Genomic DNA, 13,795 nt, shown 5'->3' on the forward strand with positions numbered 1-13,795 from the left:
GGTCTTTTTCTCGACAGCGCAGAGCTGGCATGCGAAGATCGCAGCGGAGGGACCAGCTTATGATGCCCAAAATCATTTATGGAACCGCTTGGAAAAAAGATCAAACGGCGCGGCTGGTGGAAAAGGCGATCCGCTATGGATTCGCCGGTATTGATACCGCCTGTCAGCCCAAACATTACAATGAAGAAGGCGTAGGTTTGGCTCTGGAGGCCCTCGAAAAGCAGGGCCTGCATCGGGAGCATATCTTCCTGCAAACCAAGTTCACACCGGTTGCCGGGCAGGATCCGGAGCGCATTCCCTATAATCCTGATGCACCTCTGGAGGAGCAGGTCAGGCAGTCGTTTGCCACGTCGCAGGATAATCTGGGGACGGACTATGTGGATTCCCTGGTGCTGCATTCGCCATTGCCACGCTTTGATCAGCTTATGACGGTGTGGCGGGCGATGGAAGCCATTTATGATCAGCAGGGAGCCCGGCAGCTTGGGATTAGCAACTGCTATGATTGGGCTGTTTTCAAGAGGCTTTATGATGAGGCCCGAGTCAAGCCCACGGTGCTGCAGAATCGGTTTTATGCAGAGACCGGGTATGATCAGGAGCTGCGGGCTTTTTGTCGTGAGTTTGGCGTGGTGTACCAGAGTTTTTGGACGCTGACGGCGAATCCGCATATTTTAAGGAGCCGGGTGGTTCAGGAACTGGCGCGTCTGCATCAACGGACGGAGGCGCAGGTTTTCTTTCGCTTCCTGACGCAGATCGGGATCGTGCCCTTAACGGGCACTACTTCCGATCAGCATATGCAGGAGGATTTGGCGATATTTGAGTTTGAGATTGGGGCGGATGCTCTGCCACGGCTTGAGGCTTTGCTGAAAGCCTGAGGCAGCAGCCGCCTGCGGTTAGATCGTTTTGTTGATTAGGATCTTCGCGGCATCACCGACCTTTACGCTATCGACCTGGCCGACCGCATCACCAGACTGGTCCTTGCCAGCCGCACCGTCCTTGTCCAAACGGGCTTTCAGGCGAATCGACTTGGGGGCGGGAGCGTCTGGATTCATTCGTTGAAGGTTGGCCATGGTGATATCGCCTTTATAGATGCTGCCTTTGGCATCCGCCTTCAGGTCCACCTTGAGGGCACCGTAGGGCATCGGCATTTTGCTCTCATTGTCATAGACGATGACGTAGAGCGTGCGGACTCCTGAAGTCTTTTTTGCAACTTCACCATCAACAGTCACTTCCACCGACGCCAGTTTTTGATCCGCAGCATTTACAAAGGGACTGGCGCTCAAACCCAGGGCCAGAACCATACATGGAAAAAAACGCATGAACACCTCGCGATAAGTTGAGAGAGGGAAATGGTAGTGCTTTTTCCGCCGTTTGTCGAGTGTCGGCGGATTGGAGACAGAGGTGGCGGCAATAATCACTATTTGCTCCGTTTACGCGCGCTGCGTTTCCCCGAAGATCGCCTGGCCGGCCCCTTGGGTTCCGGCTCGGTCAGTCGCAGAAGCCGCTCGATTTCGATGGGTTCAGCCATGGCTTCATCCCAAAGCTTTTGGCGATGGCGCACCGGCGTGTGGATCGTGAAGTCGGTGGGTTCGACGCCGTTCTCCAGGTCCTCGCGGCTGATAGGCGTGGAAATTGTCGCCATGGGTTCGGCCCGCAGGGACCAGACGCCAGCGACGCTCCGCGTTAGGTAGTTTTGCTGGGCATCGAGGTAGACCGTTCCTTTGGGCCGCTTTTTTACCGAGCGCTCCAGCGTGGCCAGGGCTGGGACTTTCTGCAGCACAAGGGTGCAGACGAGCTCGGCGAGCAGGCGCGAGGTTTCCCAGCTGGTTTTTTCCGGCAAGGGGAGATAGAGGTGAATGCCGGTGGCTCCGCTGGTTTTCATCGCGGCTGTCAGGTTCACGCTTTCGAGCACGTCGAGGCAGGCGAGAGCCACTTCGCGAACGGTCGCGAAAGGTGTGCCTTCACCGGGATCGAGATCGATGATGGAATAGTCGGGTTCATATAGCCGCTCGATGCGGGCATGCCAGGGATCATAGCTGATGGCTCCGATTTGAGCGAGATAGAGAAGGGTGACGGGATCTCCACCAATCAAACGACGCTCCATGCCCTGTTCGGTTTCCACAGTTTCCACGCGACCCGGTGCTTTTTCATCGGGCTCCTGCTGATAAAAACCCTTGAAGGCGACTCCATCCGGGAAGCGTTTCAGGACCAAAGGCCGACCCTGCATCCACGGTAAAATCAAATCCATCATGGACGCATAGTAGTCGAGCACAGCCCGTTTGGTGACACCCACTTTGGGAAAGTACACCTTATCGAGATGCGAGAGTGCGAGCGTTTCCGTACCAACCAGGAGTTCCGCCTCACGACTGGGAAGCGTGCGGATTTGATCCTGAAGTTCCGTGGCAGGAGCGGTGGAGGGTTCTCCATGAATATCCTCGGGCCGCTTGTCATCCCGAATGCCGAGAAAAATGCCCTGGCGCAGTTTGTGATCCGCCGTCCATTCCTTGAAACGGATCTCGGCCACAATCTCGGGTTTGACCCAGTGCGGTTTGCTGTTGGTGTCGATCGCACCCCCGGCAAAGGGCGAATGCGGCTGTTCACGCTTTTTGAGAAGTCGATGGACTTCCCCAAGCGTTTTTTTCGTGAAGCCACTGCCTGCATGACCGGCATACTGCAGCTTATTGTGTTCATCATAGTAGCCGAGCAGAAGACTGCCGATCAGCGTGCGGGTTCCTTTGGGTTCGGTCCAGCCGCCGATGATAAATTCCTCGCGTTTGAGCGTGCGCCACTTCCACCAGGACTTGCTGCGCAGACCGGCCTGGTAGAGACTATCCTTGTTCTTGGCGATCAGTCCTTCCCAGCCTTCCTCTTCCGAACGGTTTTGCATCTCTTCGGCATTCTCACTGCAGGGAACGAGATGAAGGAGTTTATTTTTATTATGCTGCATCACGTCTTCGAGAATTTCGCGACGGGCGCTCCAGGGTTCGGTCAGAAGGTTTTCTGTGCCATGGAGCAGAATATCAAAGATGAAGAAAACCAAAGGCGTGGCCTTGATCTCGGACTGCACAGCCTCTTCATCGTCGAGGTGGATGCGACCCATCATGGCCTGAAATCCCAGCGGATGACCCTCGGGATCCACCGCTGTGATTTCGCCATCCAGAATTAAAGGCCCCTTCAGATTTTGGGCGAGTTTCTGAAGGGGCTCCTGGAATTCCGGGAATTGCCGGGTCTTGTCCTTGCCCAGGCGGGAGACCAAAGCCACCCCATCCTTGTCGACAAAGGCGAGAACCCGGACCCCATCGAGTTTTTGTTCATAGACCCAGTCGGTGCCGCGCGGCAGGTCCTCGGCAGTTGAGACCAGCATTGGCCGCAGTTCGGGACCTTGATCGGGTTTCGGTTCCGAGGCTGGCTTTTCCCTGGCTTTCGGCTTTGCGCTTCGCGTGGCACGTGTAGGTTTTTTGTCTCCGGTGATCTCTTCCATCGAACGCTTGCTGAGGACTGAGGTCTGTTCATCGCGCACCGGATCATAACCTGGATCCGCGAAGGCATCAGCATGTTTGATCAGCAGCCACTGCGGTTTGCTGCCGCTGCCGCGACGGGTTCGCAAAAGAGTGAAGGAACCCTTCAGACGATGGCCATGAAAGGTGATCGCGAGTTTTCCTTTGCTAATGCGCTGTTCCATGATCTCTTCAGGATCCTGATCGGCCGTGGGATCATCGACCGTGTAATAGCCTTCATCCCAAAGCATGACGGTGCCGCCGCCATATTCCTGATCCGGAATGGTCCCTTCGAATTTATTGTAGGACATGGGATGGTCTTCCACCTCGACGGCGAGGCGCTTGACCTTGGGATCGAAGGAAGGGCCCTTGGGCACGGCCCAGCTTTTCATCACGCCGTGGACTTCCAATCGCAAATCATAGTGCAGATGGCTGGCCTCGTGCTTGTGCACGACAAACGAGAGCCGCTGGTGTTTCGCAACCGATTCATCCCCTTTTGGTTCAGCCGTGCGGTTGAAGTTACGCTTGGACTGATACACCTTGAGTTTGCTTTGGATGTCCGTTTGTGCCATTTAAGCCCTCTTCTTCACATGCGATGTGCGTTTGGCTGTTTTGGTGGCCGCGCGTTTTGTTGATTTCGCCGTTTTTGCTGTTTTTGCCGGCTTTTCGGAACCCGTGCCGGAACGTTTCAGGCTGGCCTGCAGACGTTCGAGAAGATCGATAACCGCCGTGGGACGGGGCTCCTCGGCCTCGACCAGTTTGATGCTCTGGCCTTTCACTTTGGCATTGATAATGTTTTGCAGATTCTCCCGATACTGATCCTTGTACTTTTGAGGATTGAAGTCGGTTGTGAGCGATTCGATCAGCTGTTTCGCCATCTTCAGGGCCTGGGCTTTGGGCTTTTCCCCGCTCGGGATATCGAATTCACTCTGATCGACCACCTCGTCGGCGAAACGCATGAGGTTGATCTCGATGGCATCATCCAGCGCACGGACCGCCGCCAGATGCTGCTTGTTGCGAATGGTAATGCGGCCGATGCCAACGGTGTCGGTTTCCTTGATGGCTTCGCGCAGCAGGGCATAGACGCCTTCAGCGCCTTCCTCGGGAATGGCGTAATAGGGTTTGGAGAAGTAACGCGAGTCGATCTGATCGGCAGGGACAAAGTCCTCGATCTCGAAGGCCTTGGAGGTGGCGAGAGCCGCCTTTTCAAAGTCCGCGTCCGTCAGCACCACGAACTTGTCCTTGGCATATTCGTAGCCTTTGACGATATCGCCCCATGGAATCGTTTTATTGTTTTTCTTGCAAACCCTCTCGTACTTCACCTGGCAGAGGGAGTTCTTTTCGAGCAGACGGAATTCTATATGATCCTCACGCACGGCATTTTGCAGACTGACCGGGATATGGACCAGACCAAAGCTGATGGAACCTTTCCAGACATTTGCAGGCATGACGACTCTCCCAAAAGTTTGCTCAGGAACAGGCAGCTGCCTCCATGATAATCAAAAGTCAGGAAGATAAAATGTCGCAAACTTTGTACAGAGTCGACTCGGCAGGAAGTCTCCCGTACAGCCTGTTACCCACTCCATTGGAAATGCGAAAGTGCCGATAAGGAACTGTGAACGCTGCGTAATTCATGTATTTTAGAGGCATTAAAAATGATTATAGTTATCAGTGATTTGCATCTTCAGCACACGGCGGCCGATGTCTTCACCTATCAAGGCGCAAAAGGAGAGCTCCGGGAGTGCGGCGTGCATCGCAATATCTCGCCGGAGGCCCTTACACTTTTGAAAGAGGAAGTGATTCGTTACCAGCAAAAGTTTCAAACCCGTGTGATTCGCCTGGTTTTGAATGGTGATATCCTCGAAATATTGCGCACGCCCGTATGGCTTGAAAGCAATCTGCGGCCCTATCACGAGAAGCTGCCGCCGCCTGAGCTGCGCGATGTGGTGTTGAAGATCATCGGTAAAATCGAAGAGGACAACCGGGAATTTTTGAACGCCTTCCGCCAATTCTTCGTCCATAAGCGCGACGAGCAGGGGCAGCCGATTGCAGCCTTTGCCGATCTGACCTTTGAGATCATCTACATTCCAGGAAATCATGATCGCCTGGTGAACGCCTGGCCCGAGACCCGACGCAAGGTGCGCGAGATCCTCGGCATGCCGGCGGGTGAAGCACCCTTTGGGCACGATCTGACGTTCCGGCATCACGAGGACGGGGCGCGCTATGGAGTTCTGATCCGGCATGGGCATGAGTATGATCGCTTCAATATCGTGGCGCCCGAGCCCGGGGAAAATCCTGAGGACCGCTACCTGCGTTCACCGCTGGGTGATGTGCTCGCTTTGGAAGTGGGAGCGGCGCTGGCTTATAAGTTCCGGCAGCGCTATGAAGCCCTGATGCAAAAGCCACAGGAAGGGGAGCCCTACCGGAAGCTTTACCTTGCCCTTTTGGACTTTGATGATGTGCGGCCGGATCATACCACATTTGATTATCTGACCTGTGCCCTGCAGCGCATCCATCGCGAATTTGGAGAGAACCTGGATGATGAAGTGGCCGAACTCATGCGCCCGATTTTATGCGATGCGTGTGCCGTGATCCTCGCCAATCCCTTCTTCAATCGACCAGGGACCCCCTGGTTGAGCCGCTTTTTGACGACGCGTTTCATGGCGAGCTTGATCCTCTGGTTCCTGAAGAAGGCGCCGGCATCGAAACTGGTCTGGCTGGTGAAAACGGCTCTGATGCTCAAGGGTTTTGTGGAAAAGGCGGAGCCGGCGACTTACGCGGCACAGGAGGAGCTTCTGAAAAAGGGTGAGGTTGACCTTGTGATCGCGGGGCATACCCACCACCACGATCAGGTTCCCCTGGAGTGCCCGGGTTCACAGCCTGGATATTTCCTCGATACCGGTACCTGGCGCACTTTGATTTATGATGGCCCAGGCAATGTTTTTGGTCATTTGAAAAGCCTGACTTATGTTGCCGTTCATCAAAGAACGGATACGTATGGGGAACGGCGGTTTGATACCTGGACCGGTCACCTGGCTGCTTCAAGCTATGGTGCTTTTGATCAGGTCGTGCGGACAGCAACCAAACCGACGATCAAGAAGGTGGCGTGAGCCCGGATACTGGACAGGCTCCAGGATGGGACTCATTCGGCTGCGGTCATCGCCCTATTTCAGGGGGCCGCAGAGGAATCCAAAAAGTCCTGAAGGCTGTCGTATACATCCCTTTCCACCCTTGACTCAGTAATCTGCCTGACATACGCTCGCTTCCGCAATACCCTGGGTTTTGTGGAGGCGCCAGCCGCGCAGCCTTTCATTCTCCTGGCCTGAGTCTGCCCAATCCAAAACGCGACAGCCGATCCGCAGGCCGACACACGAGTGGATTCGAATGAATAAGCATATCCGTCCGAAACCTGAGACCAGAAACCCGACTCTGGAATTTTGGGGCCTCGCACATAGCTTTTTTCGCGTGACGCAGGCCTGTTCTGTCCTTGTCATCGTGACAGCATTGCTCACATTGCTGAGCTGGGTTCGCGACCTGCCTTGGTTACGCAACCCCCTCCCTGGTCAAATCGGATTAGGGATGGAACCCCATACCAGCTTTCTCTGTCTGCTGCTGGGCGCGGCTCTCTTTCTGCAAAACCAGGATTATGGAAAACCCAAGGCCCGGGCGTCCCGGCTGATACGCCTGTTCTGTGGGGTGACGCTGGTTCTGTCCGTTCTGGTTCTATTGGGCTACATGCTGGCCTTGCAGGGCGGATTCACGCCTTACGGTCAGATGACTTTTCAAACGGCGCTGAGTCTGATTCTGATTTCTCTGGGCCTCCTGCTGCTGGATTGGGAACCCAAGGCCGGACATCGGCCCTCCCAGTATTTGGCGATCATGACGATGATGTTTCCGCTGCAGGCCTTTGTCATTCATGTGAACAAGGCCGTTCATGGTCCGAGCTATTTTGAATCCATTCGCCAGATGTCGATTCCAGCGGCCATCACGGTTTTTTCCCTGGCTATCGGTCTCCTCGCCGCGCGTCCGCAGCATGGATTCATGAAAATCGTATCGAGCGAGAGTCTGGCCGGGCAGGTCATTCGACGCCTGTTCTTTCCTTTGATTCTGGCGGTACCGGTCGTCAGTCTTGTCATTGGTTCGAGTGCGGGAGTGATTTTCGATCCCGTCTTCGCCAGTTCCGCCTTTGTGATGATCATCATTGCTGTCTTTACTGTCATGACCTGGGTTGCGGCGGAAACGGTGCATGCTGCGGAACGCAAATTACGGGCGAGCGAGGATCGCTTTCGGCAGATTTTTGAGAAGGCGCCGGTAGGCATCGCCGAGCTGGATCCTCATACGGAACGTTTTCTCCAGGTGAATGCGGCTTATTCTCGAATGATGGGTTATACGGAAGAGGAGCTCCAGGGCATGACCCGGGCCGAGGCCGGATTGCCTGTTATCGAGGAAGGTCGGGATTTTACCAGCGAACATTGCTACGTGCGCAAGGACGGAACGAGCATCTGGGTGTCCTGGGGCGGAGCGAAAATAAGCGGCAAGGAAAGATTGCCCAACGTGGATCTTGTGATCGCGCAGGACATGACGGAGCGTCGGGCTATTGAAGAGGCGAAGAGACTGAATGAAGAACGTCTGGAACTGGCTCTCGAAGCTTCGCAGATTGGATTCTATGATTGGCATATCCATCGCAATGCCCTCCTGTTTGATCCGCGGATGAGCCAGGACTGGGGCCTCGTCGAGACGCTGGACACCCTTGAGGAGGCGATCGCGCTCATTCATCCTGACGATCGCGACCTCGTGAAGCAAAAGATTGATGTCAGTATGAAGACGGGTCAGGCCTATATGATGGAATATCGCGTGATTCGTCCCGTGGATGGCAGGACAGTCTGCGTTGAAGTCCGGGGCGAAGTGCATAAGGATGCGAGCGGCCAGCCGGTCCGTTTTGTGGGGACCTGCCTTAATATTGATGAACGAAAAAAATCCGAGCAAAAGCTTCTCGAAAGTGAAGCGCGCTTCAGGCATTTTACGGAAGCCATGCCGCAGATGGCATTTCTTGCGGATGCGCAGGGTAACATCCTTTACTACAATCGGCGGCACTATGACTATTTTGGGCTTGAGCCCGATGAGGATGATTACGAGTGGCGGGAACAAGGTCTCCACCATCCCGATGATATCGAACGCACGGTTCAGGCGTGGGCCCACTGTATCGCCACCGGCGAGCCCTATTCCATTGAATATCGCCTGAGGCGGCATGATGGGGAATACCGCTGGCATCTGGGCCGTGCGGTCCCCGTGCGCGATAGCCAGGGAGCCATCATTCAATGGCTCGGCACCAATACGGATATTCATGAGCAGAAAATCACCAGCCAGAAGCTGCAGGAAAACGAGGCGAAATTCCGCACGATCGCGGATGCCATGCCGCAGATGGTCTGGTCGACCCTGGCTGATGGTTTTCATGATTACTTCAACAAGCGCTGGTATGAATTCACCGGCATGTCCGAAGGCTCAACCGATGGTGACGGGTGGAACGGCATGTTCCATCCCGAGGATCAGGAACGCGCCTGGAAAGTGTGGCAACACAGTCTGGCGACCGGCGATCCCTATGAAATTGAATACCGTCTGCGGCATCGTTCCGGGCAGTATCGCTGGACGCTGGGGCGGGCGCTTCCGATCCGCAACGAGCAGGGTGATATCGTGCGCTGGATGGGGACCTGCACGGATATCCATGATCAGAAGCAGGCCAGCGAAGTGCTGGCCGCCAGTGAAGCCAAGCTGCGGGCGATTCTGAGTCAACTTCCGGTTGGGGTTGTCATCTCGGATACGGAAGGTCAGATCGTGACGACCAATGAAGCTTTCCGTCAGATCTGGGGTGGTGTAAAAAATGTGGGACTGCAGCGCTACGATGAGTATGAAGGCTATTGGTTTGATTCCGGCAAGCGACTGGGAGCCGACGACTGGGCCCTGGCACGGGCTCTGAAACATGGGACAACCACCCTGAATGATGTGGTCATCCTCAAAGCCTTCAACGGGCAGGAAAAAATTGTTTTGAATTCGGCGGTGCCGGTGCATACCGAGACGGGCGAGTTAACCGGAGCCATCGCCGTGGTTCAGGACATTACCAAGGAAAAGCGTTTCGAGGCCGAGCTTGGCCTGGCCAAGGATGAAGCCGAACGGGCCAGCCGCGCGAAGTCGCAGTTTCTTGCGAATATGAGCCACGAGATTCGATCGCCGATGAATAGCGTGATCGGCTATGCGGATCTTCTCACCGAGCCGGGCCTTGATCACTCTGAGAGAATCATGTACGCCTCGCGCATCAAAGCCAGTGGCGCTCATCTTCTGCATATCATCGATGATATCCTCGATTTGTCCAAGGTTGAGTCCGGGCATTTCCAGATCGAGTGGCGCCGCTTCTGCGTCACGGATCTGATTGTGGAATGCATTCAGTCCATGTCGGTCCTGGCGCAAAAGAAGAAGATTGAGCTGAACCTGGTCTGTGACACTCCCGTGCCCCAGTATATCGAGTCGGATTCCATTCGTTTCCGGCAAATTCTTATGAACATCGTAGGCAATGCGATCAAGTTTACCGAAAAGGGGCAGGTTCGTGTGGGGCTGCGATTCGAGGATAAAAGCGCGCGCGGACCAGCCCGGTTCGTGGTCGATGTCGAGGATACCGGAATCGGCATTGCCCCCGAGCAGCAAATGGAACTGTTCCAACCGTTTACCCAATCGGATGCCTCGATCACCCGGAAATTTGGAGGCACCGGCCTTGGGCTGCATCTTTCGCGGCGACTGGCCCAGGCTCTGGGCGGAGATCTGCAGCTGACCTGGAGCGTCCCGGAAAATGGAAGCTGCTTTACCATGAAGGTGCTGGCCGGCGCTTTGCAACAGACGGGATTCGTCACATCCCTGGAAAGGCAGCAGACAGTGCAACTCATTCATAAGAATGTGGAACCGACCTTGGGCCCGCGCTACAAGGTTCTGATCGTGGATGACAATGCCGATAATCAGGCCCTGATGAAAGCCTATCTGCGGAAAGCGGATGTGAGCTGGGACGTTGCCAGCGATGGAGAAAAGGCACTGGCGATGGCCACGCGTCATGCCTATGACATTATCCTGATGGATGTCATGATGCCGATCATGGATGGGTTGGAAGCCACCCGGCGCCTGCGGGCTGCCGGCTATACAAGGCCGATCATCGCGTTGACCGCGCATGCGATGAAAGAGGAGGTCGAGAAGTCATTCGCCGCCGGCTGTGATGGACACCTTTCCAAACCGGTGGATATCAAGGAACTGCTGGCCACCATGCAGCGATTTGTGGAGTTATCGGCCCGCAGTGAGCAGCAAATGTTTCATTGAAGGGATGTGGTTATCTGACAATTTATGGGGATCGCACCCCTGATTTCCGTCAATTGAGGCGAAAGCGTCCAACGTCAGTTTCAAGTCCTGCCCTTATGTGCCGATAAGTCCTAGGGAATTTACCTATTAGGGCTTGTCCACTGAACAGAAACTGTACAAACCAGGCGGGCTACTTCGGGCTGTATCGCGCAGGGCGCGACGTGGCTGTTCTCCTTGTTGCGGCTTTTTTCAGTTTGATGCTCGTGGGTGAAGCCCGCGCTGCCGTCGTACTGCACAACGGGATTGAGTTCATCGAGGACAAGACCAACCAGCTCACCTTCGTGGACATCCAGGAGCTTCCATCCTCAGCGTATCAAGTCAATGGAGCCAAGGCTCCCAACTTTACCTTTACTCATAGCGGCTTCTGGTTTCGTTTCCGGATTCCTGATCATCTCGCCCGGGAAGACACGCTGGTCCTGTCCATCAGCTATCCTCTCATCGATATGGCCACGCTCTATATCCCACAGCCGGATGGCTCGTACCGGATGAATACGAATGGCCGCAAGTTTCCGATCCCAGGTCGGGACCTTAAAGTCAGGGAACTGACCTACCTGATCCATCCTGGACTGTCGCTACAGGATCGCTATTTCTACATACACGCGAGGACCACAAGTTCCGCCCAGTTTCCGATGACGCTGATGAGCCTCAAGGAATATTTTAACAAGGATCATGTGGAAAGCATCGGGTCCCGATTCTACATCGGCGCGATGGTGATCATGTTCTTTTATAACTTCATCTTCTTTCTGACCACACGTGAGCCGGTCTACGCTGTTTATGTCGTCTTCATTGCCTCTGCCTGCCTGCTGGTCATGGCCATTCTTGGCCTCGGATTTGAGCTGGTTTGGCCCAACGCCGTCGCTTTCAATCAGATCAGCATCCCCTTTCTCATCGGCATCAATATCATTGTCACCGTTATCTTTGTGAGGATGAGCCTACCCAAGTTGCGCGAGTATCCACGCTGCGACCTGTTCCTGAAGGCCCTGCTGCTGGTCGGTGCCTTCGTTACGCTGTCCAGTTTCCTGTTTCGCTATGAGATTGCCATGAAGCTCGGCATTTTTTATGTCGTGACGTCCGCTTCCTATCTGATCTGGGTGCTGGCCTTTCTCAGCTGGAAAGGGTATCGACCGGCCAAATTTTTCTCGATGTCCTTTACCGCCCTTATGAGTGGGACCATCCTTTATGCTGCCAAGACGATGGACCTTCTCGGGCAGCATGTTTTGATCGAGCATGCCCCCCTGATCGGTTCCGCGACCCAGGTGGCTCTCCTCACCCTGGCCCTGGCGGATCAGTTCCGGGAGATCAAAAAAGAGAAGGAAGCCATCCAAACCCAGATGATCGCCCTGCAGGAACAAAACATCCAGACCCTCGATCAGAAGGTGGAAGCCCGAACACGGGATATCCGCAGTATCCTCGAAACCATCACCCAGGGAATTTTTACCTTCAGCGGGATACCGATTCGGATTGATCCCGAACTTTCGAGGCAGATGCAGGATCTGTTTCCCGGGCGCCCTTTGATCGGTGAAGACCCCATCGACGTGCTGTTTGGGACATCCGATCTTACCACGGATCAGGTGGCCCAGATCCGCTCGGTTTTGGACTTTTCCATGGGCGATGATGCCTTGAGCTTTGAACTGAACCATGGCCTGCTTCCTCGTTTTGTGCGGATCAAGCGAGGCGACGCGACCCTCTTCCATGAAATCGACTGGAACCCGATCGTGAATCGCGAGGGCAAGGTCGAGAAGTTCCTGGTCGCCGTGCGGGATGTTACGACGCTGAAAAGTCTGGAGGAGCGCAACAAACAGAACCGCGAAGAGCTGGAGATGATCCAGCAGATCATCGCGGTCCCGCACAACAAATTCAGCCGGTTCCTGCAGAACATTCGAACTCTTCTCAACCAATTGAAGGGGCTGCTCCATGAGGCCCAGGGCAATGATGTGAACACTCTGCAAAGGATCAATGCCTTCCTTCATACCCTCAAAGGCAATGCCCGAACCTTTGGCTTCACCTCGATCGCCCGAGGCGCTCACGAGCTTGAGGATCAGATCAAAGCCTCCACCGCGGATTGGAGTCGATCCGCGGAACTGAAAAAGAGGCTGGAGGCTCTCGAGGCTTATGTGGATAGCATGGAGCATTTGAGTGAAGAAAAGCTGGGCAGGAACACGCGGCAAAGGACAGTTCAATGTTCCCTGACGGATCTGGACCGGATCACGAGCATGCTGCAGGAATTGAATCAACTTCCCTTGTCCGAGGCGGCCCGGCAGATCGTTCAGGCTGCACGAAAGGAGCTGGTGGATCTGGGTTATGAATCCCTTTCCGCTTTGCTGGAAGATATTATTCAAGCCAGTCGCAAGATTGCAAGCCAGGCCGGTAAACTTCCTCCCAAAATCCTTCTGGAAGATGAAGGTGCCTTGCATCTGACGGATTCATCCCACCAGGCGATGATGGGCATATTCACACATTTTCTGACCAATTCCGTCGATCACGGTCTGGAACGTCCTGAAGAACGCACGGCCAAGGGGAAGGATCCACAGGGCACGATTCGTATTCAGATTCGCCATGTCCCGGGGGATCGGATTGCCATCCTGGTTGCGGATGATGGCCGTGGGCTGAATCTGAAATCCATTCATGAAAAAGCGGTGGCACGTGGACTTCTTGAGCCGGACGAGAAAGATCCGTCGAAGATTGCCATGACGATATTCACCAGTGGTCTCTCCACAGCCCGTACTGTCACGATGCTCTCGGGTCGTGGGGTCGGACTGAATGTGGTGCAGCGTATGGTTCAGGAACTGGGTGGTGACGTGCGGATCGTCTTTCTGGAAGAGGCCCGTGCAGAATCCACGCAGGTTCCGTTCGCGTTTTCGGTGTCGTTACCCGGTGATCGCTTCATGCAGGTCGCTTAGGAGCAGGGT

7 protein-coding genes are annotated in these 13,795 nt (G+C 54.9%); 4 read left to right on the forward strand and 3 right to left on the reverse strand.

Annotated features, from left to right (window positions below):
• Positions 1-59 precede the first annotated feature (59 nt).
• On the forward strand, positions 60-872 hold the full coding sequence (locus OLTU_RS08490) for an aldo/keto reductase family protein (protein WP_218109923.1): 813 nt from the start codon (positions 60-62) through the stop codon (positions 870-872).
• 18 nt (positions 873-890) lie between these two features.
• Here the strand turns inward: OLTU_RS08490 and OLTU_RS08495 are convergent, their stop codons facing one another.
• From OLTU_RS08495 to ku, 3 genes are all read right to left on the reverse strand, one after another.
• The gene (locus OLTU_RS08495; RefSeq protein ID WP_141732326.1) at positions 891-1,316 is read right to left on the reverse strand and encodes a hypothetical protein; all 426 of its coding nucleotides are present in this window, start codon (positions 1,314-1,316) and stop codon (positions 891-893) included.
• A gap of 98 nt (positions 1,317-1,414) precedes the next feature.
• Positions 1,415-4,066, reverse strand: coding sequence for a DNA ligase D (ligD, locus tag OLTU_RS08500; protein ID WP_141732327.1), 2,652 nt, complete (start codon positions 4,064-4,066; stop codon positions 1,415-1,417).
• Entirely contained in the window at positions 4,067-4,942 is an 876-nt protein-coding gene (gene ku / locus OLTU_RS08505; RefSeq protein WP_141732328.1) for a non-homologous end joining protein Ku, read from the reverse strand.
• A 207-nt stretch (positions 4,943-5,149) separates the two neighbouring features.
• Between ku and OLTU_RS08510 the strand changes: the two genes are divergently transcribed.
• The 3 genes from OLTU_RS08510 (at position 5,150) to OLTU_RS08520 (ending at position 13,786) form a co-directional block, all read left to right on the forward strand.
• Complete coding sequence (locus tag OLTU_RS08510) at positions 5,150-6,604, forward strand: hypothetical protein (RefSeq protein WP_141732329.1); 1,455 nt, start codon at positions 5,150-5,152, stop codon at positions 6,602-6,604.
• A 469-nt stretch (positions 6,605-7,073) separates the two neighbouring features.
• A complete protein-coding gene (locus OLTU_RS08515; RefSeq protein WP_176736448.1) occupies positions 7,074-10,847 on the forward strand; it encodes a PAS domain-containing hybrid sensor histidine kinase/response regulator in 3,774 nt (1,257 codons plus the stop codon).
• Between the two features lie 200 nt (positions 10,848-11,047).
• Positions 11,048-13,786 carry a 7TM diverse intracellular signaling domain-containing protein gene (locus OLTU_RS08520; RefSeq protein ID WP_141732331.1) on the forward strand — a complete coding sequence of 913 codons (2,739 nt, stop codon included), beginning with the start codon at positions 11,048-11,050 and terminating at the stop codon, positions 13,784-13,786.
• Positions 13,787-13,795 lie beyond the last annotated feature (9 nt).

Origin of the sequence: Oligoflexus tunisiensis, assembly GCF_001748245.1 — a bacterium.
Lineage (GTDB): Bacteria > Bdellovibrionota_B > Oligoflexia > Oligoflexales > Oligoflexaceae > Oligoflexus > Oligoflexus tunisiensis.